General features: G+C 61.4%; 17 protein-coding genes and 4 pseudogenes. 5 read left to right on the top strand and 16 right to left on the bottom strand.

Going from position 1 to position 22,138, the window contains the following annotated elements; genetic code table 11:
* The first annotated feature begins 567 nt into the window (after positions 1-567).
* Positions 568-882 carry a YMGG-like glycine zipper-containing protein gene (locus NKJ26_RS20500; protein ID WP_352696715.1) on the top strand — a complete coding sequence of 105 codons (315 nt, stop codon included), beginning with the start codon at positions 568-570 and terminating at the stop codon, positions 880-882.
* Positions 883-1,346: 464 nt separating this feature from the next.
* Here the strand turns inward: NKJ26_RS20500 and NKJ26_RS20495 are convergent.
* The 4 genes and pseudogenes from NKJ26_RS20495 to NKJ26_RS20480 all read right to left on the bottom strand — a co-directional run bounded on the left by NKJ26_RS20495 (position 1,347) and on the right by NKJ26_RS20480 (position 4,556).
* Positions 1,347-2,077, bottom strand: a pseudogene (locus NKJ26_RS20495) (IS5 family transposase).
* A 73-nt stretch (positions 2,078-2,150) separates the two neighbouring features.
* Complete coding sequence (locus tag NKJ26_RS20490; RefSeq protein ID WP_352696718.1) at positions 2,151-2,693, bottom strand: hypothetical protein; 543 nt, start codon at positions 2,691-2,693, stop codon at positions 2,151-2,153.
* Positions 2,694-3,163: 470 nt separating this feature from the next.
* Entirely contained in the window at positions 3,164-3,469 is a 306-nt protein-coding gene (locus tag NKJ26_RS20485) for a hypothetical protein (RefSeq protein WP_352696714.1), read from the bottom strand.
* A 170-nt stretch (positions 3,470-3,639) separates the two neighbouring features.
* Positions 3,640-4,556, bottom strand: a pseudogene (locus tag NKJ26_RS20480) (NADP-dependent oxidoreductase).
* A gap of 220 nt (positions 4,557-4,776) precedes the next feature.
* On the opposite strand from NKJ26_RS20480, the gene NKJ26_RS20475 reads away from it, so the two are divergent.
* Positions 4,777-6,309, top strand: coding sequence for a hypothetical protein (locus NKJ26_RS20475; RefSeq protein ID WP_352696713.1), 1,533 nt, complete (start codon positions 4,777-4,779; stop codon positions 6,307-6,309).
* Here NKJ26_RS20475 and NKJ26_RS20470 read toward each other — a convergent pair.
* Entirely contained in the window at positions 6,283-6,501 is a 219-nt protein-coding gene (locus NKJ26_RS20470; protein ID WP_352696712.1) for a hypothetical protein, read from the bottom strand. The genes NKJ26_RS20475 and NKJ26_RS20470 overlap by 27 nt on opposite strands.
* A 325-nt stretch (positions 6,502-6,826) precedes the next feature.
* Here NKJ26_RS20470 and NKJ26_RS20465 point away from each other — a divergent pair, with 325 nt between their 5' ends.
* Positions 6,827-9,103 carry a hybrid sensor histidine kinase/response regulator gene (locus NKJ26_RS20465; RefSeq protein WP_352696711.1) on the top strand — a complete coding sequence of 759 codons (2,277 nt, stop codon included), beginning with the start codon at positions 6,827-6,829 and terminating at the stop codon, positions 9,101-9,103.
* Between the two features lie 150 nt (positions 9,104-9,253).
* On the opposite strand, the gene NKJ26_RS20460 is transcribed toward NKJ26_RS20465, so the two are convergent.
* Together NKJ26_RS20460 and NKJ26_RS20455 are read right to left on the bottom strand one after the other, a co-directional pair.
* The gene (locus tag NKJ26_RS20460) at positions 9,254-9,493 is read right to left on the bottom strand and encodes a hypothetical protein (protein WP_352696710.1); all 240 of its coding nucleotides are present in this window, start codon (positions 9,491-9,493) and stop codon (positions 9,254-9,256) included.
* Between the two features lie 164 nt (positions 9,494-9,657).
* A complete protein-coding gene (locus NKJ26_RS20455; protein WP_352696709.1) occupies positions 9,658-11,403 on the bottom strand; it encodes an adenylate/guanylate cyclase domain-containing protein in 1,746 nt (581 codons plus the stop codon).
* A 778-nt stretch (positions 11,404-12,181) separates the two neighbouring features.
* On the opposite strand from NKJ26_RS20455, the pseudogene NKJ26_RS20450 reads away from it, so the two are divergent.
* Positions 12,182-12,301, top strand: a pseudogene (locus NKJ26_RS20450) (IS5/IS1182 family transposase); the annotation flags it as partial.
* An 87-nt stretch (positions 12,302-12,388) separates the two neighbouring features.
* Here the strand turns inward: NKJ26_RS20450 and NKJ26_RS20445 are convergent.
* Positions 12,389-12,637: a hypothetical protein gene (locus NKJ26_RS20445; RefSeq protein ID WP_352696708.1), complete on the bottom strand. Its 249-nt coding sequence runs from the start codon at positions 12,635-12,637 to the stop codon at positions 12,389-12,391.
* Positions 12,638-12,776: 139 nt separating this feature from the next.
* Here NKJ26_RS20445 and NKJ26_RS20440 point away from each other — a divergent pair, with 139 nt between their 5' ends.
* Entirely contained in the window at positions 12,777-12,980 is a 204-nt protein-coding gene (locus tag NKJ26_RS20440) for a hypothetical protein (RefSeq protein ID WP_352696707.1), read from the top strand.
* Here the strand turns inward: NKJ26_RS20440 and NKJ26_RS20435 are convergent.
* The 8 genes and pseudogenes from NKJ26_RS20435 to NKJ26_RS20400 all read right to left on the bottom strand — a co-directional run bounded on the left by NKJ26_RS20435 (position 12,964) and on the right by NKJ26_RS20400 (position 21,508).
* Positions 12,964-13,455, bottom strand: a complete 492-nt coding sequence (locus tag NKJ26_RS20435) for a hypothetical protein (protein ID WP_352696706.1) — start codon at positions 13,453-13,455, stop codon at positions 12,964-12,966. The two genes, NKJ26_RS20440 and NKJ26_RS20435, sit on opposite strands and share 17 nt — an antisense overlap.
* Before the next feature lie 278 nt (positions 13,456-13,733).
* A pseudogene (locus NKJ26_RS20430) lies at positions 13,734-13,915 on the bottom strand (transposase); the annotation flags it as partial.
* Positions 13,916-13,976: 61 nt separating this feature from the next.
* The gene (locus tag NKJ26_RS20425) at positions 13,977-14,267 is read right to left on the bottom strand and encodes a DUF7684 family protein (protein WP_352696705.1); all 291 of its coding nucleotides are present in this window, start codon (positions 14,265-14,267) and stop codon (positions 13,977-13,979) included.
* A 225-nt stretch (positions 14,268-14,492) separates the two neighbouring features.
* Entirely contained in the window at positions 14,493-15,146 is a 654-nt protein-coding gene (locus tag NKJ26_RS20420) for a hypothetical protein (protein WP_352696704.1), read from the bottom strand.
* Between the two features lie 32 nt (positions 15,147-15,178).
* The gene (locus tag NKJ26_RS20415) at positions 15,179-16,360 is read right to left on the bottom strand and encodes a gluzincin family metallopeptidase (RefSeq protein WP_352696703.1); all 1,182 of its coding nucleotides are present in this window, start codon (positions 16,358-16,360) and stop codon (positions 15,179-15,181) included.
* Positions 16,361-16,440: 80 nt separating this feature from the next.
* On the bottom strand, positions 16,441-17,163 hold the full coding sequence (locus tag NKJ26_RS20410; protein ID WP_352696702.1) for a TfuA-like protein: 723 nt from the start codon (positions 17,161-17,163) through the stop codon (positions 16,441-16,443).
* Between the two features lie 5 nt (positions 17,164-17,168).
* Positions 17,169-18,323 (bottom strand): YcaO-like family protein, encoded by a 1,155-nt coding sequence (locus NKJ26_RS20405; protein ID WP_352696701.1) that lies wholly within the window; start codon positions 18,321-18,323, stop codon positions 17,169-17,171.
* A 23-nt stretch (positions 18,324-18,346) separates the two neighbouring features.
* Positions 18,347-21,508, bottom strand: coding sequence for an ATP-binding protein (locus NKJ26_RS20400; protein ID WP_352696700.1), 3,162 nt, complete (start codon positions 21,506-21,508; stop codon positions 18,347-18,349).
* Between the last annotated feature and the right edge of the window lie 630 nt (positions 21,509-22,138).

Below are 22,138 nucleotides of genomic sequence, written 5' to 3'. Positions count from 1 at the left end.
AATCCCCATAGACATCGACTGTGGCCCGCGGGTTCCTGCATGAGAGGCTTTCGTACGCCCGACGGCACCCGAAACCCTTCCCAATCTCGGCCGTATAGCTCAGCTTTGCCGTTTCCTGAAAGCTGCCGTAGCAGGCGACCGCGCTGAGGGCCGTGGTGGCGCCAAAGCTGCCATCCGCCCGACGACCGGAACTCAGGATTTAACGCCTGCAGGGGCGGCCTCACCTCGCCGCCCCAACAGACAGCTTTCGAAGGCCAGAGTATTCACAACAACTAGCATAGCGCTGTTCGGGCATTTGGTCGGGGCGCCCTTGGAACGAGGCCACTCTTGGCCGTCATTGGCAATATCCGGCGAATGACCGTAATTAAATCGCCGCAAATGAGGCTGAAGCCTCCCACGTGGTTAATGGGGCTGGTCTTCTCAAATCAGCTCATCAGAATCTTGCGGCCTATCATCAACCAGCGAGAAACCATGTCTCATATCGTGAGTGCGGCTGCCGCCGTTCCGCCGCAAAGCAGCCTGATCTGACAAGGCATAGGGATTTCAGGCGTTTAAGGAGACCTCACGATGAATCGTCACAAAGCCATTGCAACAATTCTGGTGGCCGCCGCACTTGCAGGCTGCGCGCAGACAGAGGGTCAGCAGCGGGCCGGAACCGGGGCGCTGATCGGCGGCGCCGGCGGCGCGCTCGTCGGCCAGGCGATTGGCGGCAACACCAAGAGCACGGTCATCGGCGCGGCCAGCGGCGCGCTGCTCGGAGCGGTCGTCGGTTCAGCCACGACCCCGCAGCGTCGCGGCGAACAGCTCTGCCGCTACCAGGACCGCTACGGTCGCATCTACACCGCGCCCTGCGACGATCGGTACTACAACGGTGATTATTGATCCGTCTTAGCAGGAGGGGCGACGATTGCGGCGCCGCCCTCCAGCTGATAGTCGGTTTGCGCGCGACGCGCGGCTGCGAAAGAAAGCGTTCAGAACCTTTGAGGCTGCCAGGATCTCGGCGATATCTGCCACCTGTTGCAGCCGGCCAAATACAGAAACTTCTTCAAAGCTGCCGGGTATGAGGCCAATTGACCTCGACATATTTAGTCTGACCGCCTGCAAACCGGGCGTTGCTGAGCAGGGCTCTCATCGGTGATCCAACGAAGCCTGCGCTGCTGTGCATAGCGGCCATCGCTGTGATCATTGTGGGATACGGTTGGCCTCTGCGGGTGTTAGGTCGCTGGGCAGGCCATCGATCTTGACCAAACCGGCCCTGGGGCCACGCCATGAAACGAGCAGGCCGGACTGGCCTCACCCTCGCCGCCATAGTGGCGGCGGGGGCTGGTTGGGCGGGGCATCGCGGTCTAGGACGTAGACTCATTACCGCGTAGCCAGATGCGGATTGCGACGAGTTTGAGGGCGGCAAGGTAGTTTTCTGCCAGCTTGTCGTATCGGGTTGCGATGCGACGGAACTGCTTGGCCTTGTTGAAGAAGCGCTCAACGAGGTTGCGCGACTTATAGAGGAAGGGGCTGAAGCAGATCGGGTCCTTGCGGTTAGCCTTGGGCGGGATGTTGGCCCATGCGTTTCGCTCGGTGACAGCAGTGCGCAATGCGTTGGCATCGTAGCCTTGTCGGCGAGCAGCATGGCACCTTCGGGCAATTCCGTGATCAAGTCCGCAGCGGAGGCGATGTTGCTCGCCTGGCCTGCCGTGAGCGTCAGCTTGATCGGCCTGCCTTGGGCGTCGACAAGAGCATGGATTTGGGTTGTCAGCTCGCCTCGGGATCCACCGAGGCAATGATTGCGATTCCCCTTTTTGCCGTCGCACCCTGCTGATGGACGCGAACAATGGATGTATCGATCATCTGCACCTTGCCGTCATGGGCTTTGGTATTATCGTCCATGAGGCGGTCCCACACACCTGCTTTCCGCCATCGAACGAAGCGATTGTAACAGGTCGTGCGCGCTCCATACCGTTCCGGCAGGTTCGCGCCACGGCGCACCGGATCGCAGCACCCAGAAGATGCCGTTGAGCACGCGCCGATCATCGACGCGCGGCACCCCTCGCGGCTTGTTGGGCAACAGGGGCTCGATCAAGTGTCATTCGAAATCGGTCAGGTCATATCGGCTCATGCCAACGGTGAATCAGCTTGGGGGGAAGAAGGAAAGTCTAATTGAACTCAAGCCTGTTGATTTTGGCGATCAAATCGCTGTCCAAATTCAGTATGGCCTCCGCGACATCGACATGACCCTTAGCAACGGCCTGTGCAGCCATTGCCGACAAAAGCATGGATTGATTCCAAGCATCATTTCGATGGAGGCTCACGACCTCGCCCAGGCTCGCCAGAGCGCGGTGATAATCGTCGGCGCATTCGGTAGGGATCTCAGGCCCTCGACCCGTTCTCCGGGCGACTTCAATTGCTGCAGGTAGCTGGAAGAATGAAAAATCGATGGGGGTTCGCGTCTCGGCTGCGATTTTCACGATGTGCGGAACAGCTGCATAAGAGGCTGAATAAGCGTCACCTTGGTGGCAAAGGCTAGACCAGAGGCTATACCACGGCTCGTCCTGATAGTCTTTCTTGGGGCTGGTGGCTGAGCGCAGCTCCCGCAGCAGTCCCGGAACGTTCGCCGCGCGGCCGTATGCATGCTGCAGTTCGCCCCATCGCTGGTCTTCAAGTGGAGCATCGGGGTATCCTACCTTCCAGAGCCTCACGGTCAAACGCCCTCTGCCATCGCTTCCGTTAGTGGTCCACAATTATGAGTTTACGGCCTAGCGCTGTCTGCCGCTCCGTGGCTGCAATCCGTCGCCTAGCTCGAAGGCCCTCTTCTGAGCTTAGAGCGGGGTTAAATCGTTAAGACGCAGTATTTTTCCCGGTTGCCACGAATCTTGTTGTCCGAACGGTTGAGACGAGGTTACGGCCAAGAAAAAGTCGCGTGCCGGGCCAGAGGTGATCTCCAAAACTGCTTTCTACCGAGCCGAGAGTGATTGCTCTTGCTTCGGCTCATCGCGATCTTCTGAATGTCGTTTTTTGCCATGTCAGATCTCCATGACGGGTGGCCGGGGCCTCTCCCCGAACCTCCCAGGCCGTCAGGAATCTGCCCTCCCCTCTGCCTCCAAGCCCCACACCAGCGTCGACCGCCTGCCGCAACGGTTGATCAATGCTTGGTTCGGGAGTCTGCCCACTACTGGGCGCCGGGCGTCCATTCGGGCAGCGGTGCCAGGCTGCGGTTGAACTGCTTCCACCACGTGGACTCATCTATCTCGCAGCAGGCGAGAAGCATGGCGTGTGCCTTCTCGAAAGCCTGGGTAGCGAGATCGTCGAACGTCATCTGCGCATCGTATGGCACCGACACCACCAGTTCTTGACCGGTCTGTGTGCCGCCTTCGTCGACCTGAAGATAAAGCCAAACGACAAAGTGCGCGCCCTGGCCACTCGCATCGGCATTGCCGATCTTGATGCGGTCGATTCCTGCTGCGGTGACTTTCATCGAGGACCTCTTCGTTCCGATCCACAGTGAACTCCAGAAGTCCGCAGCAACCAGGAAGGTTCCGTAACCATTGCCCCTATGGTGAAGCATTGATGAAGAGCTGGTTAGGCCGTCTCCACCTTCCTATTACCCTGAGGGGCTGGTGACCATCCAGAATGGGCGCGTGCCGCTCATGGACGAACGCGGATGATCGTCTTCCCCGAGCGTCGCTCGGTCGAGTTGAAGGTGGAAACGACCCCCTCGAGGGTCGAGATGTTGCCGATGTTCGACCGCAGTGGTCCGTCCCGCACCCGCTGGACGATCTCAATCAGTGGAGCACGGTCGGATTCGACAACGAAGTCGGTCACCAGGCCGTCCGTGGGCCGCGACGCGGCCGCTCCGATGACGGTCACCAGCGTTCCTCCTGCTCGGATCAGGGCAGCGGACCGCTTCTGGATGTCGCCGCCGATGACGTCGAACACCAGATCGACTCCACCGACGTCTTCCAAGCCGTCGTTATCGAGCTCGACGAATTCATTTGCGCCGAAATCGAGCACCTTCTCACGGTCGGCGGCGCGTCGCGCTGCCGATGACGTAGGCACCGGCCTCTCGTGCGAGTTGCGCTACCATCGAACCGACTGCGCCAGCCGCGCCGTGAGCGAGGACGCTCTGGCCCGCCTGAAGGCGGCCGTGCTGAAAGAGTCCCTGCCACGCGGTGAGACCGAGATCGGCAGGCTCGCGCCCATGATGAAGTCGACATCCCAGGTAGTGGCGCAAGGTTGCGTGCTTCCATGGCTACAGACTCCGCGAGCGTGCCGTCACGATACCAATCTGAGCCGAACACCCGCTGGCCCACCGACAGTCCCGTCGTACCGTAGCCAGGCGGCGGTGACCACTCCGGCCAGTTCGTGCCTGGGGATCGATGGCGTGCGGTCACGGTCGATGTGATCAGTCCAGGTCGAGGGCCACTCGAGCTCGGTCGGGACGAAGCCCGATTGCATGAAAATCTGAACGACGACGTCGTTTATCGCCGCTTGGGCTCAAGCCGCTCCATCAGCTTCATTCCGGGCGCTCCCGCAGCCTGATCCGTTACCACACTTGCCTTCATCAGAAAACGAGGTCGATAGCGGAATGCCCGAGATCACTCGTCCCTGATCACTGAGCAGTTGCGCGCGCGGGCACCGGCAGCGCCAAGCCGCATCGGAGAAATTCGTCCCGACAGCGGACAGAGCGCGCCAGCGACGGGCAGAGGTTTCTGTCAGCTCAGCCCAACGAGGGAACTTACATGGAAAACTGGCGTTAATATCGCGCAATGCGGGAGCGTGCAGATGTTTTTGCTCGCAAAAGATACAATTAAGTTCAGCATTCTTGTGGCGCTTTCAGCTATATTCGTCGATGCGTCTATCGCCCACGGCCTGCTTTGGGAAAATGATCCATACTGGACCTATTGGATAACCAAGACTTTCCTGATCGCAACCGTTTTTCTGTTTGGCACCGCCTTTCTCGGCATTGGCATCATTCCAGGCTTGGTCCTGACGGCGGTCCACACGCTCATTCTGGAGATTTACTATCAATGGCTTGCACCCGTGGGGCTGCCCCAGGAACCCGAATGGCTCGACTTTAATCACCTGTGGACTACCGGCGTGCCGGTGCACTTCTTGGCGATCCTAGGTGGTTATCTGATGGCGCTGTGGCTTTGGCGGCGCAACCATGTTGTTGCTGAGACCGAACGTGGGGAGACGTGGCGGTTCGTTGTCTACGGGCTTGTGACCGCGATGATCATCGTTGCAGCAGACGGTGTTTTGACCCAGACGGTGCTGTTGCGCAACTTCCCAGGCATCACCTTCTTCGTCCAGCACCTTTTGATCAGCTTCGTTTTTGTCTGTGTCTGGACTGCTTACGCCGGTGCCGGTCGGCTGGGCTGGACCATCGGCGCGCTAATGCTCGCCTTCGTCTGGACCACTTACAACATGTATTTGGGGCCACGTGGTCTGCCGCTCGATCAGCCTTATTATTCCGGCTACAGGGATCTTTGGTGGCTGTCGTTTCCGGGCGGTTTCGTTTCGGCACTTATCGGCTGGTGGGTCGGCGGTTGGCTGATGAAGAAGCGGCGCGTAATCGGCGTGGCCGGCATCGGGATGCTAGCAGTCCTGCTGGGTGTCCCTACCGAACCTGCCCACGCTCAATCGAGGGGCACCGACGGTTTGATCGCAACCGCACGGGCTTCTGGCGAGGGTATGCGGGTGACCGGGGCCGATCCGTATGCGATGAACAGCACCGTGCCCATGACCGGCACCATATCAATCCAAACCGTGGAGATGGGCAACCGCTGGTCGCATGTACAGAACACGGATGGTTTGCGAGTCTCGGCCGAGTTCACCGCCGGCGACGTTGCTTATACGGTCAGCATTGACAAGCCGATGCCGCGCCACCCGCTCGGCAACTATACGACATGGTCAGGCGTGGCTTATGAGCACGAAATGCATGGCAATACTGGCGTCGGCACGGGCAAGTTGCCGAAGGTACGGCCCGAAATCGCCCTTTGGGGCTGGGCACAGGTGAGCCGCAACGGGGAAGTGATCGCACGAGAAGCTCCTGCCCACGTCATGGTGATGACCGAGGGTCCCATCAAAGGCGTAATGCTCGAAATCGGCACGGAGGACCAAGGTCTGATCGCAGAGCGGGACGGGTATATCAACGTGATGTGGCCGAAGGTCGAGGCGCTTCAAATGCCAGAGCGACAGGATCGGATGCGACAGATCATTGGCTGGATCGCAATCGTCGGTTTCGTTGTCCTCTTCGGGGGCTTGGCCATTTTTGACCGGAACGACGTCTCACGCGCACGGGCCAAAAAGCTCTGAGAGGTTGCCAAAGGCATTCGGGGTTATGGCGGCGAAGCTCAGCATCGCCGCCGGCTTGAGCTGCCAGTCGTCGCTGACCACCGGCGAGCCAAACTGACTTTGCCTTTCAACCGGCGAAAAGGATTTTGCCGCCGCGGTTTGAGCAATATTGCTGGTTGCACGCACCGCGACCAGCGCCAGGCCGCCGAGCACGGCGAGGGCCTGCGATCAAAGACTTCTCGGGCATTAACGTCAGCCGTCGGGAACTCGGATCGATGTCCGCACCGGGTCGCCTCAAGCTGTAGCGCGAAGGTCAGGTTTGGAGTAGAGTCGGGAACGCCCGGTTCTGGCGCTCTGTGCTCGTTGCCGATGACCGGTTCAAACGGCAAGGATGGCGCTGCTTGTCCTGCTGGTGCAAGCTTCCCCACCTCCGCACCGTACTGCGGTCGGATTCAGCATCTTGCCGGAACTCAGGATAATGACATGCTTGCCTGCCCGACGGCCAGCGTTCCGACGGGTCATCGCGGAGTGCCCGCCCTTGCAGGAAGACGACGCCGATAACGCATTGCAAGAGGCGATCCTCGCTTCGGTGGTTCGCTCATCGCTCGACTGCGTGATCGTCACGGACGAAGCCGGATTGGTTGTGGAATTCAACCCGGCGGCCGAGGCGACCTTCGGCTATTCGCGCGCTGAAGCGGTCGGCAGAGAGATCTCGGAGCTCATCGTCCCGCCGCATCTGCGCAAGGCGCACGCAAACGGACTTGCCGTCTATCTTGCGGGTGGCGCCCCGCGGTTGCTCGGGCGTCGAACAGAGCAGACTGCGATGCGAGCGAACGGGACCGAGTTTCCGGTGGAACTAACGATCACCGAAGCCCGGAGCGGCAAATGTCGCTTCTTCACGGCGAGCTTGCGCGACCTGTCGCAGCGCCACGCTGTCGACGCCGCTCTGCGTGCCAGCGAAGCCCGGTTGGCGGCGTTCATGAAGCATGCTCCCGTAGGCATGTACCTGAAGGATACCGACGGGCGCTATCTGATCGCTAATCCCGAAATGGGAAAGGTCTTCGGCCGGCCGGCCGAGAGCGCGATCGGATTAAGCGCGGCCGACATTTTCGGGCCCCAGGAGGCCGCGATGATCGCGGAAAACGATCGCCGCGTCCTGGAATCGGGACAGGCGATTGCAATCGAGGAATTTCTAGAAAACGCGGTCGACTATGCCTGGACCCTTGTCGTCCGCTTTCCGGTTCTGGGGGCCGATCAGCAGCAGGCGCGCATCGGCGGCTTCGATATCGACATTTCCGAGCAGAAGCGCGCGGCCGAGCGCCTGCTACGAAGCGAGCGGCGCTTCCGAGACCTCACTCACCATCATCCGGTTCCGGTCGTGTTCATAGACTCGCGAACGCGGCAGCTGATTAGCGCTAATCCCGCCTTCCGCGAGATCATGGGTATAGGCCCGCATGACGAGGACCGATTCCGGCGGCACCGCTGGTTCGCCACACGGGAAGACTATCGGCGCCTCAAAGCCCTGTCAGGTCAGCAGCCGCGCGCCGACGGCGTGGAGGCTCAGCTTCGGCGTCTGGACGGCTCCGTGTTTCCCGTATCGCTGAGTTGGCGCCACATCGAGCTGGACGACCGACCGGTGATCGTCGGCAGCATTCTTGATCTCACCGCAACCAAGGCGGCTGAAGCCGAACTGGCGCGGTCGCGCGAGGCATTGGCGCAGAGCGAGCGGCTCAACGCACTTGGTTCGCTCCTTGCCGGCGTTTCGCACGAACTCAACAACCCCTTGGCGGTCGTCGTGGCGCAGGCCCAGTTGCTGGAAGAATTCGTAGCCGGAACCGCCCACGCACAGCGGGCCGGCAAGATCAGGCTCGCCGCCGAGCGCTGCGCGCGCATCGTGAAGACCTTCCTGGCAATGGCGCGACAACGCCAGCCGGAGCGCCGCAGTGTCGACGTCAACGATCTGATCCGCGCGGTTCTCGATATTGCCGGCTACGGTTTGCGCACGGCAGGCATCGAGGTGCAATGCCGGCTCGCCGAGAGCCTGCCGCCTCTGGAACTCGACCCTGACCAGATGCATCAGGTGTTCTACAACCTGATCGTCAACGCGCAACACGCCCTGCAGGAGATACCGGGACCGCGGCGGATCGAGATCGAAACGGCGCTTGAAGGCAATGACCTCCAGATCGTGATCGCCGACAATGGCCCCGGTGTGCCCGCCGAGATCCGGAATCGCATTTTCGATCCGTTTTTTACCACCAAGGCTCAGGGTGCGGGCACTGGGATCGGGCTCGCTTTCTCGCTCGGCGTGGTGCAGTCGCACAATGGACGGCTGGCCCTGCTTGACCGTGCGGACGGCGCGCATTTCCGGTTGCTGTTGCCGGTGGAGGCCTGCACTTTGTCAGATTCAGTCGAAGGTGTTGCGGCGCACTCGGTCGCGGGCATCGGTAGTACAGCCCTTGTGGTCGATGACGAGCGGGAGGTTGGAGAAACGATTGCAGAACTACTAAAGGCTGAAGGTTTTGCCGTCAGGATCGTCGAGGACGGCGCCGCCGCCAAGGCAGCGCTGATGAGTGCTGTTTTCGATGTGATCTTTTGCGATCTGCGGATGCCGAACACCGACGGTCCCGCCTTGTTCGACTGGGCCTGTCAGGCAACCTCGGGCATAGCGGAGCGCTTCGTTTTCGTTACCGGCGACACGCTCGGCGGCGCTGCGGCGCGCTTCCTTGCACGGTCTGGTCGACCAATTGTCGAGAAGCCGTTTTCGCGCGATTCCATCCGGCGGGCACTAAGCTCGTTGACAGACGTTCCGCGCTAGCCAACGACCCTTGTTGCGCGCTGGCGCCTTCGGACAACACCGCAGCTTCAGCGAACACGCATCGCAGTCCAGCTTGATCGCGCAATACCGCATAGCTTTCATCATACACTGCGTTGGCGCATGGGCTCGGATTATACCGCGATGGAGCGCCTAAACACTGAGATAGGCTGGCCGGGGGTTCTCAAGGTAGTTGACCAATTCGCGCTCGGCGCGTCCTACCCCTCTGCGAGCCGCTTCCCGTTCGTCTTCTGGCCGCCCTAGAGAACGATAAACCTGCATAAGCAGGAGAACAGACTGGTAATCATCGGGCTTGATCTCGGCGGCACGTTCGTAGTGGTGGGAAGCCTGCTTGAGCTTGCCTTGCGCGCGCGTCGAAATGATGCGCTTCAAACAGACTGGGATCACTTGCGATAGCCTGCTCGAACTCTTTTTCGGCCGCCTCATATCTTTCGCCGACCGAGAGAGCGAGACCACGCGACGCGTGTCGCGGGCTCAAGGGACGTCGCCTCGCCGGAGATGACGCGCAGGAGAGGGCATCTTTGCAACCGCGACGATCACGCCGGCACGCCGGAGATGCCCAGCGCCTCGACGTAACGCGCGGCGAACACCTTGTCCAGCCACGGGTTGATCTGTCTCTGCAGGGTGAGCGTGTAGGTGGGGAACGCTTCCATCAGCCGCCGCGTCGCCGCCTGCGCCTCGTCGAGCCGGTTGAGTTTAACCAGCGCCATGATCACCACCCGGTGCGAGGAGCCGTAGTTCGGCATCTCGTGCAGCGCGCGTTCTCCCCATGCCAGCGCTTCCTCGTAACGCTCGAGCATAAGGTAGCTCATCCCGATGCCGGAGAGCGCGATGCCCTTCTCGGGGTCGACCGGGCTCAGCCGCATTGCCCTGTGAAAGTGCTCGATCGCGACGAGCGGGCGGCTGGAATGTGCGTTCACCCAGCCGCTGCCCGTATGGCCCTGCGCCGAATTGGGGTTGAGCAGCAGGGATCGTTCGATCGTGCCCAGCGCCATCTCGTATTCCTTCGCGCTGAAGGCGATCACCTGCGCGGCGAAACGCAAGCTTGTCGGATCGTCTCGCGCGTCCGCCAGCACCTCGCGCGCCATGCGCGCCGCGACTCGGATATCGTCGGGCTCGTGCCAGCACTGGCTCACGGATAGGCTGCGGATATAGGCGCCGAGTGCCTTCGCCAAGTTGAAGCCAGGGTCGATGCTGAGCGCCTCGTTGGTGAGCCGGCGCACGTCGGCGAAGCCTTCGCGCGTCATGCTGTAGAAGCGCGGCAGCGCACGAAGGTAGAGGTCATAGGCACCGATGTAGTCGGTCGGCTTCATGCGCGCCTGCTTGATCTCCTCCAGCCGGATGCTCGGTTCGACAGCGCCGACGACGCTCTCGGTCACCTTGTCCTGCAGGTCGAAGATGTCGCTCACGTCGCCCTCGAAGCGGCCGGCCCAGACATGGTGTCCGCTGATCGCGTCCACCAACTGCCCACTGATGCGCACCCGCGATCCTGCTCTGCGGATGCTGCCTTCGAGCACGTAGCGGACGCCCAGCTCGCGCCCTACCTGGCGCAGGTCTACCGCCCGGCCCTTGTAGGTGAAGGACGAGTTGCGGGCGATCACGAAGAAGGAGTTCACCCGGCTCAATCCCGTGATGATGTCCTCCACCAACCCGTCGGCGAAGTATTCCTGGTCGGGATCGCCGCTCATGTTGGTGAAGGGCAGAACCGCGATCGAGGGTTTCTCGGGCAGCGGAGGCAGGGCAGCCACCGAGACGCTGGCGTCGGTCTCGACGCGGTAGGCGCGCACAGGCCGCTCGATGTTCTTGAGGCGCAGGTTGCCGAGCGGCGTGAAGCCGCAGCCGAGTTTGCCCTGAAGGTGGTCGTAGGCCGTGCCCGAGACGACCACGGTGCCGGGATCAGCGATGCTTTCGAGGCGGGCGGCGATGTTGACCGCGTCGCCGTAGAGGTCGCCGTCCTCCTCGCAGACCACGTCGCCGAGATTGACGCCGATGCGGAAGCGGATCCGCTCTTCCTCGGGCGTCTCCGCCTCGTGTTCTGCCAGGGCCTGCTGGATCGCCATCGCCGAGGTCACCGCGTTAACGACGCTCGCGAACTCGCACAGCATGCCGTCGCCGGTGAGCTTGACGATCCGACCCTGGTGCTCTGAGACCAGCGGTCCGAGGAGATCCTTGCGGTAGAACTTCAGCCGCTCGAGCGTGCCGCGCTCGTCGCGCTCCGTCAGGCGCGAATAGCCGACCACGTCGCAAGCCAGGATCGCTGCGAGGTGGCGCTGCGTTGTCATTGCACCGCTCAGCCAAGCGTCTGCACGCGGGCCGCCCCGTGTCCATGCCCTGCCAACTTCCAGACGCCCCATGTGCATGGTATCCATCTCTCCCGGTCGCCGCCCGTCGCCGATACAGAACGGAAAACGCAGCTCGACCTTGCCTTCACGAGATTTCGCTATCCCGCTTGCGAGGCGTGGAGCGTTCCAGTCGCGGCGCTAACAGCCAACCGACGACACGCCCACGCAGCCTCTGGGGACGCTGACACGCCACTCCCAGAAGGTCGGAGATATTTCCTGCCCTGCGTAACCGGTTGACGCCACCGTGGCGGTGCTTTTGTCACCGCTATGTAACAGCGAGATGCCCTACAAACGCGCGCATCGGGCATCACACCAGACGTTCGCGCTTAGAGGTGCTGAGGTCGGCAAGTGGCGCGATCGAGGCGATGCGGACTTCGCCTACTCAGCAGCTGCCAGCGCGGGGTCAAACGGCTTGGTTGGATCTATCTTTCCGGTTCAACCGTTCTCGGAAGAGTGGGAGCTGAATAGCCAGTGCGCTGCGATCCGGATCTGATCTAGGATTGCCTACATGAAGCTGATCTTCCTTCATGGGGCACCGGCAAGCGGCAAGCTGACGGTCGCCAAGGCGTTGCTCAAGCCGCTACGGGCTCGACTGTTGGATCACGCGGCTATCGATGCTGTGCGAACCGTTTTCGACTTTGGCGCTTCCGGCTTTTGGGAACTGGTAGGCACGATCCGCGAATCAATATTGCAGGCGGCGATAGAGCACGCCGAGGCGCGCAACCTCGTTGAGCGCTTCTTCAACAAAGCCAAGCAGTTCCGTCGCATCGCAACTCGATAGGACAAGCTGGCAGAAAACTATCTTGGCGCCCTCAAACTCGTCTCCGTTCGTATCTGGCTCCGCGGTAGTGGTCTACGGCCTAGGTCAATACAGCATGGCATCACCCGATCAGCTTCGAGCGGCGCGAGCACTTCTTGGGCTCTCTCAGCCTGACGTCACTGCGGCCGCAAACGTATCGACGATGAGGAGCTTCGCGTGCCGAAGCTTCTCCTCCCCCTTCAGAAACCGCACGCGACCGACAAGACCAGGCTTCAGCCATTCGGCCTTGTCGCTCTTGAGGCCTACTGGCACTGGCCCACCGGCCTTGCCCTGCACGCGGTCCCACAGACGCTTGCGCTTGTCGGCCTTGAAGGTGACGAAGGCGCCGCCGGCATACTGGCCTTTGTCGGCCATACCTGATCGGCGAGCCCTTGCAGATGATCGGCGAGGATGTCGAGCGGGTCCGTCATGCGCCCCCCGCAGCAACCGGAACTAAACCGATACGTGACGGTTTTCTAATGGAAGGGATCGCAGAGGCAAAGGATGCGGCAAAATGGTTGAGCTTCTGGTTTTGGAACAAGCGATCGCCAGGCAACGAGTGAAGCGAGCGGAACTCTCTCTCAAGCAGGCGAAGATGATGCTCGACGACAACGTTGGGCTCGCCGTCAGTCTCGCCCTTTGCAGCCGCATTCGGGCCGAGCAGGCGAGTGCGAAAGCGGCCAGAAGGCGCCTCGCGAAGATCATCCCAATACACTGAGGATTTGCCGCCATGACAATGCTGTTTGAACCGTTGAACTCGGACGGACACCTTGCGTAGCGTGCTCTATCATTCCGCGAAGTTGTCGATGCTGCACGATCGGGTGCTGAAGCGCTTCGATAGGGTCGACGATGCGGCAGAAAAGGTCCAGGCGGCGGCGGAGTTGTTCGCCGAGGCTGTTCAGCCTTCCGGAAGCACTCAGACGCTCGGCATGTGAAAGCCAAGCCCGCATCACTCGTCTCGATCTTCCGGCCAGCGCTTCCACCACTGGCGTTCGAGCACTGCGGCCACCGCGTCTATGGATGCCGAGCGCGCCGTGTTCGGCTTCGTGCTCGGCCAATAAGCTATCGTCGGGCATTTGCTCCACGGCCTCGGCGAGGTGGCCGAGGGTCCTGTTGATGCCGGCGGAGCGATAGGCCGGTGTCGGACGCTGGTCCGAATGCGGGTGTTCCCCAAGGGAACAGGCGACGATCATGCTCGCCTCCGCAGCGGCACCACATGCGGCGGGTTGTTGTTGGCTGCACCATATCCCGTTCCCTCCACATGCGTTTGGCGAGGCCTGGGATGGCGCTGATGATCTTGGACGTCGGCCGTGTTGCCGCCCAGGCAAACAGGTCGAGCCGCGCCGGATCGTGCTTGCGCTTTTCATGCTGCATCGCTCCGCGTGGATGCTGGCTACATCGTAAAACTGGCCCGCCAGCGCTTCGGCTGTGGACGCACAGTGCAATAGCCCAAGACAGCATGGCAGCCTTTGTGGCAGGTGGTGCGTGGGCCGTATCGCTCGGCAGATCACGCCATGGCGCACCGGATCGCAGCACCCAGAAGATGCCGTTCAGGCACGCGCCGATCATCTACGCCCGGCACCCTTCGCGGCTTGTTGGGGAACAGCGGCTCGATCACGCGCATTCGAAGTCAGTCCGGTCATATCGGCTCATGCGGAGCCTGAATCAGAAAACGGCGTGGCATAGAAGCCGAATTTTCGGAGGGTCAGCGACCTTACAGCCGGACCTCTTCGACGGGATCGCCGCGCTCGAACTCCCATGTCTTTGCCATGTTCAACACATCCTCGAATAGCTCATCCGGATGAGAAGTCGTACATAGAAACCGTGTCTGGTCGCTTCCGTCACCGGCGACAATCTCGTCGATAACGTCTTCGATCCTCGCGCAGCCCGGTCCGACTACGGCCACGAGCGACACACCGTCATTCAGACATTGCTCAACAAAGTCATCGAGCAAGGTTTCGTCCGACACCGGAACGTGAAGAATGAGTTTGCGGGCGAACGGCATAGCCAGATTTTAAACCGGCGGGTGATTGCATTCCAGCGTCTCAATCATTCACCGTTTATGGGTTCACGACCTAAGACAGATTCCTCACCCGCACGGAATGCCTGACGACGCACGCGGACGTCATCAACCCCGACTTGCGGGCCTTCATCAAGGATTCTTCCTCGGCGGCTCCATATTGGTTCGTACTTCGCATCCCTCACGATTTCCGTCACATCACAGAATGTTCTAGTCGTTCAGCTTTCCGCCACGGTGCCCCACGGTCATCTTGGAAGCGTACATCGTCGGTGAGCGCTTGCCTGGAAGGTTCGCCTCGAGGACGATCTGCTCAACGAACCCCTGGTTCATTTCGAATTCGACGCATTGGTTGAGCTTGTCCACGATCCAGACCGCATAGCCCTCTAGCTGCTTCTCGTCATATCCGGAGTCATCGTCGGGAATCTTTGGTTCCGGAGCTGCTGGAATCAGCATGATCTTGGGTTTTGGCAAATCGTACGTGTGCCCTTCATATGCGTAACCGAATATCACCCCGGAGGTGAATTCCGTCTTGGGCTCTGATGGCCTGACGTCGATTGCGCCGATCATGACCATGTAGTTGGCGATGATCGAATTGACAAAAACGTACGAACTGTTGGTTGCATTGTTATCAAATATATTTTTCAGAAATGTCATCGCGTCATCGCCTGTAGGGGGATCAATTCCGATCCTCGCGCCAACAAGAGCAAATTGATTATTTATGATTGCAGTATTTACCTCTGCTATATCATTTGTCGTTTTCAATCGCGGCAAGCCCGGTATGCCATACAAGCGTACTTGCGTCGCATTGAATGCACTGTGGGGATCGCGCGTAGTGTAGGTTGGCCTGTGATAATCGTCGCCCATTTCCCTCGCTCCTTTTTGTTACATCGTTCAGCTCACAAGATCTCCCGCCATCTGAAGTTCTCGTCGAATTTTTCCGCGAGCATCGGCGCGACCCGATCGCTGGCGTCCACCACCATCACCGCGGCCTTTTCGAACGACAGGTCATCCGCATCGAGGCGGGGCCACGCCTGCGCAAGGGCGAGAGCCACCTCGTCCCTTGCTCTGATCAGCATGCTCTTGAACATCAAGGGCCGAGCGCGAAAGGCGCGGGACGTGAAATCCGAGATGCGCTGCATGTCGGACTGGTCGACATCCTTGATATCAATCCCCAGCAGCCGCTTGTCGGCCAACCCCTTGTGCACCAGTGCCGCGTGGTAGACGTCGACGATCGTGTCGAACACGGCCCCCGTGAACGGCCGTGACCTGTCATGGATTTCCGCCGTCACCTCCGACATGCGGCGTGCATTGCTGGCGAGGCGGATCTGCCGATCGCCAGTCAGCTCGGCTATCCGGTTCAATTCATTGAGAACAAGCAGGTTGCCATCGCAGTGCCGCAGCAGCCGGTCCATGCCGCTGTCGAAATTCAGGAAGGACAAGAGCGAGACCAGATCCGAGCTGGCCTCGTGGAACGGTCCGAAATCGCCTTGGGCCAGGCCGCCGGCTGGTGTCCCGAACAGCGAAAACAAGATGGCGTGGCCGACCTCATGTGCGATCACATCGAAGTTGAGTGCATACGGATAGTCGCGTCCGTCGATGCCGCGCTCGCGGCCGAGTTCCAGATAGCCATAGCCCGATTGCGCATTCTCCCAGTCGACGAAGGGGATGATTTCGAGCCGCTCGTAGGTCTCGGCGAAGTACCAGACAATCGATTTGCCGAGGTAGCTTTCCCAGATGTCCAGCACGCGGCTGACCGAGGCGAAAGCGTGCGCAGAAAGGAACTGCCGCGAGGTCAGGGAAAGCTGATCGAAATGGCCGTCAAAGCCAGCCTCTGCAGGCGGAAAGATTTCGCCGACAAACGGTGGCAGATAAGGGTAGTCGTAAGGCTCCTTGTCGAGGAGCGGATCACGAACGTAGATGCGGTGATCTTCCGGGCCGGAGCGGATCAGCTCGGGTGGAGTAGAAATCCATACTGTTTCGGGTGTTCCGTAACCGGAAAGGTGAGGGACCTGCGGGTAGACCAGGAACCGCGTTCCCAGCAACGCATCTTGCGCAACGACACGATCGACCGCGTCCAATTGCTTGCTCCCCTCTGACGCTAACCACGCTATCACGGCGCTTACGCTGCGTAAATCGTGGGCCGCCAAGAGGTCAGGTCCTACAGCGCCAGCCCCGTATCATCCATATCCTTGGAAAAGGCCGACGTTAGCTGTAATTCCGGCATGGGGTGCGCTTTTTCAAATGCTTGCTCCCGCAAAAGTTCGAGTGCCCGCAGGGCATCTTGCTTTTTTTGCTGGACGAAAGCCGCGCCGAGCTCCCTGCACAATTTCTCGACGTCGTCCTTGCCGTCGTGCGCATCCCGGACCATGCGTGCGAGGGTGCGCTCGCGAAAGTTGACGGCCTGTGCCGCACCCTCGAGCTTCGCCTGCTGTTGGGGTGAAATCATGCCGCGCCGGCAAGCAGCGCGAAGTGTCCGGCGCAGGTCAATCATCGCATGCGTCAATGGAGTGAAATTCACCTCAGCCGGTCCATGCAATACCGCTACTGCGTCGTCGGGGGCAAAGGCGAAGCGGCGATACCATCGGTAGATAAGCCCGACGCCCTGCATATGGGGGAACAGCTCGGCTGCTCGAAGGGCACCCATGCTGGCCGCGCCGACGACATGAATGCCGCGGCTGAGGGCCCACAGGATTTCCTTGTGCCGAACCGCGGGCTCGGCCTGAAAACCGCCGTCGATGACAAGGATCGCACTCGGGTCGAAACGCTGTACGGCCGAAACGATCGAGCCTTGCACGGCCGGGGGAAGGCAGACCGCATCAACGACCTTCAACGCGTCGGGATGGGACAGGGTGGGGCCGGTGAAGACGAGTTTCGGGCGCATGGTCTCTATCCCTGCAAGAGCGGCCGCAAGGCGGGGATGACGATCCTGACAACCGACAGGTCGTCGAGCGGTTTCGTTATCACCCGGACCAGGTGAACCGCATCGAATCCTCTCTCTTCGAGAATTGCCAGGAGAACCGACAGCCCGTCCGACGCCGTATTGAACTTCTGCTCGGGGAGCGCACGGAAATCCACGCTGCGCGGGCCATCGCGGAGGAGCCGGCGATGCGCTGCTATCATCTGCCGATCGGGGTATTTCGGATAGAACGCGCGCGTCAGGTCATCGCGCGCGCCCGAGATCGCCGCCAGACGGGCCTGGGCCGCTTCGTAGATGGCGTTCGCCGCCGCGCCGGCGGGACTGAAACCGGCAGCCGAACCATCAGCCGGATGATCCAGAAGGACCTTTTCCGTCGGTTCGTCTTCCAGCAGATGGCACCAAACCACCGGTATGCCCAACGGCGACACAGCTTGCCAAAGGCCGACCAGCACGTTCTTGGCCGCCAAAGTCTCCAGGAGATCGCGCAGCGACGGATCATCGATCGTCTCGGGATCGATGCGTTGACGGTGGAAAAAACCGTGGGTCCGGTATGCCGTGGCGATCGCGTCGCGTTCGATGCATTCAAGCATGCCATGAACGCTGGCATCCGGCTCCTCGAAGCCTGCGGCCAGACCGCTCGTCGATGCCGCGAAAGTGCCGTCATGGGGAAGTGACGGCAGTACATAGGCGGTATGCACGAGCTCGAACGGGACCAGGTCACGGCTGCCGGTGAGAAGATTGTCGGCGGCTACCCACGCCGTCTCCCTGCCCCGCCATCCGGGCGCGGTGCCGTGCTGGAGATGGCGTTCGAAACGATCGGGCGGGATGCCCAATTGATCGGCGCAGCCGACGACTGTGTCGAAATTCGCCACCTGCTCTGCAAAGAAGCTCTCGGCCGATTCCAGCATGGCCGATATGGCGGCTTGCGCCAGGGTGGCGCCCTTGCCTTGCGCGACCACGTTGGAGAGCGAGAAAGGCCTTGTCACCTGCACGACGGGGATGCCGAGCTTGTCGAGCCCGGTAAGGTCGGCGATCCGCGTGATGCCCAGGGCTTTGCGCATCTTTATCAGCCGCGCCAGCGCCTCATCGGGCGGCGGACCCAGGCGTTCATATCGCTCCAGCATCGCGGACGCTCTTGCAGGGCCGGCTAGTGCCGGACGGCCGGTTCGGGATTGACGATCAGCGCGGCGCCCGGCTCGAGAGCGGATTTCGCACGTTCGACCCGGTCGCGAAAGCGCCACGACAGTTCAGGTGCCAGGCCTGATGATTGAAGGATCTCGTATGCACTGAGGAGAAAAGGCACCGCGCTTTGCTCCGCGGCTATGGCGATGCTCTTTTCGAGGGCAGCGATCACGTCCGCCTTCGCGTAGCCCTGGAGAAGAAGTAGCTCCGCCCTTCGCCGGTAGAGCTCTGCCAGCCAGAAGCGGCTGCCGCCGGCCTCGGCCTGCGCCGCAGCCGAGCCCAGCAGCGCCAGCGCCTCATCGATCTCGGCAGTTCGTGTCAAAAGCTCTGCCAGCATGCTGCAATAGACCGGTTCGTCCTCAGGTGTCTGGAACTCGCCATGGAGGCCAAGACCTTGCCGCATTTTTTCCCTGCCGCTCTCGACCTGGCCGGCGTTGCCGTCGCACCAGCCTTCGAAGATTTGTGCGGCGGCAGCGAGGGCGGGCATATGATGGCGCTCCGTCAAGTGGCGCAGATCCGCTATCACGCTTCGCAGCGCCGAAAAATCGCGGCGATAGCAATGCAGCATCGCCTCGTTGAGGTAGGCATGCGCGATGCTGCCGGCATGTCCGGTTTCGTGCGCCCAGCTCCTGGCTTCCGACATCGAATGGATCGCGCTTGCCGGCTTTCCGACGAACCACAACGACAAGGCGCGGTGAGCGAGCCCGCAGACCCTCGCGTCATGCCCGCCGAACAACGCAGCATTCGCTTTGCCCCGGCCGTGCTCATAGAGCGAAAGCCCGACGTCGACGGCCGCGATGCAGCGGTCGTGGCGGCCAAGATTGAAGTCGATTGCCCACACGCAATGCCTGGCCTGGAGTTGCACTTCGGCGTCCTCGACATCCCTGAGATCGCTGAGCACGACTTCGGCGCGCTCGCCGTCCATGACAGTATCGGTAAACCACCAGCCCCAGTAGATCGGGAACCACTTGGCCCGTTCGGCTACCGGCCGCCGCCGGGCGATCACCACGCCGTCCTCGTATAATTTGCGGGCGGGCGCCGAGTTCGGCCCCTCGACAGCGGTCAGGATGGGACCGAGCACGACCATTGCCGATAGCCGCAGCGCGTCTCGCATTTCGGTCGCGGCAACCCGCTCGCAGAGCTCCAACGCATGTTCGAGTATCTGCCTTGCTTCCGCCATTGCCGAGCGGGACGAGCTTTCCGTGCCTGCGATCACAAACTGACCGATCGCGTCCTCCAGAAGGCCTGCGCGCTCGGCGTGCTCGGCGACCTCGGCAGTCCCCAGCCACCCGGCCAGGTTTCGGTTGCGGCTCACCGCGGCAAACAGCCGCCGGTGCAAGGCCTGCCGTCTCTTGCGCAGCGTTGCGTTGTAGATCGTCTCCTGGATAAGCGCATGGCGCACGCCGTAGACGGGAACGCCTGAAGGCCGCACGCGGATCAGGAACCCGGCCTCGCTCAGCGAATTCAGTGCGTTTGCGATGACATCATCGTCGAGCTCCGGCAACAGCGCGCGAAGCAATTCCTGATTGAAACGATTGCCCACGACGGCCGCAGCGCGCGCGACCTCCCGTGCCGGCCCCAGCGTTTCGAGCCTGGCCTCGAGCACGCTTTCGAACATCGAGGCATGACTGCGCGTCGCGGTCTGTGCCAGCCGATCCGTCGCCGAGACCGCGTTCTCAGTCATCCACTGGCAGATTTCTTCGATGAACAGCGGGACGCCTCCCGTCACGCGTTCCACCACGTCGAGCAATTCCGGGGAAGTGGACGGCTTGCCTTGCGGCCACATGGCCGCGATCGCCAGCCGCGTTTGCTCGCGGTTGAGGGGCTTTAGCGCGATATACCTTGGATTCGATGCTGCCAGCCAGCTCCCGGATCCAGGGCGTGTGGTTGCGATGACAAGCGCCCGGAAGTGACGGGCCGACTGTGCAAGGTCAGCCAACAATTGTCTCGACGTCAGGTCGATCCAATGGATGTCCTCGACCAACAGGACGATCGGTCCACTGGCGCACAGGGCTTCGAGCGAGTGGCGAACCGCCCAATTGGCTTTCTCGCGCATCGCCCCCGCATCGATCTCCTTGAGCGCCGGATCGGCTCCCGCAGCGCCGAGCAGGAAGGAGAAGATGTCGATGATTTCGGGATCGCGAACGTCATGATCGCGGAATACTTCCGCCACGGCGCCAGCGCTCAGCTGTCCTTCGTTGTTGGCGAGATCGCTGCGCACGTTCTGCAGCAGCGGATGCAGCGTCGAGCGCAAGCCGCCGGGCGTGCACTGGAAGAGCAGCAGTTTCGCGCGCTGGTGACGCGTGCGCCGGCGCACTTCGTGAAGAATGCGCGACTTGCCGATCCCGGCCTCGCCTTCGATCACCACCACGCCGCCGTTTCCTGCAACGGCGCTGTCCCATGCTTCGGCGATCGTGCCTAGCTCGGCCTCGCGATCGACGAGCGGACTGCTCAGCCGCCCGAAGGCGAAGAAGCGGTCGACCTCGCGCTTGTGGCTCAGCGCATGCCAGATCCGCTCCGGCTCGGCAAACCCCTTGATCGCATGGATGCCCCGGAAGCTGAACACATGCGACCGTCGCGCCAGATTGCGCGTCTCGTCAGAGACCACCACCGTATCCGGCTGCGCGAGGGCCTGGAGCCGCGTCGCCATCGCGAAGGCAGGGCCGGTGACATTGTCATGAGCGGTGTCGGCATCACCCTTTTGAATCAGGGTCATCGATGTCGCGACTCCGACCCGGACATGCAAATCGGCGCAGCCTTTGTCCGAACCGACGCGCCTGCAGGCGTCGATGATTTCGAGCCCGGCCCGGATCGCCAGCGATGCCGCGTCCTTGGCGTCTATTTCGGCAGGAAACAGGGCAACACCGCCATCGCCGACCTCGACCCTGACGGCACCCGAGCACGACGCGACCGCCTGTCTCGCCGCCCGCTGGAAGGCTGATATCAGTTCCTCGAATTCTTCGATATCCAAGATGGCAAGCAGGTCGGTCGATCCGACAAGATCGTAGCAGAGCGCGGTCAGGATCCGCCGCTCATGCCGGGCTTCAGACGCACTGTTGCCGTTGCCGCCCAGAAAACCTGTTGCCACCGACGCCACCGGCAGCGCGACCGGACCCTTCCCCGACATGCTGCGATTTCCTCGCCGAGCGCAGTGACGGCAATGTTAGCAAAGTGCGATGCTGTTCACAAAACACTTAATCGGTGACCGGGGCGGGGAGGAGCCGGTGCCGGTGCATTTCGGCGACGAGTCTCTGAGCACCAGGCGCTGCCGGACGAACGAGGCCTGCCGCGGGGCGGGCTTTTTTGCTGAGGCGCTCTGGCAAAAAATAAGCAGCGTGTCTTAGCGGCTCCATTTTCTGGGCAAACTCAAAGCGCAATTGATCGGCCTCATCGTTCGGCAGCCAATTGGCCATGTTCGGAACACGGTTTGGCACATGCGGGCGTCGCGCTCGGACCAGGGCTCTTCTCGGCTGATCGCGCTTTTCGAGGAGCGACTCTAGCCGGATGCGAACATTTTCCACACTGAGCTGCGCTACGCATCGGATACCAAGCGTCAGGCTTTCACTCGCATTCTGTGATCTTCGGCGCGGCGGAGCGAAAGTTGGACTCTCAGGAGTGCACCGCGGAGTGGCGAGGCTGGTGAGCAAATCGTCGATGGCGGGAATGAATCCGGAAAACCGTCCCGGCTGCTTTGTTGAGCGCTGGCGCCTGTTTCCTGGCCGAGGGACATGACGCCTGCAGCGCCAACCCTGCAACT

The organism is Mesorhizobium sp. M0152 (genome assembly GCF_040322415.1).
Taxonomy (GTDB): domain Bacteria; phylum Pseudomonadota; class Alphaproteobacteria; order Rhizobiales; family Rhizobiaceae; genus Mesorhizobium.
Note: the sequence above shows the minus strand (reverse complement) of the source record. Positions and strands in the feature narration are given on the sequence as shown.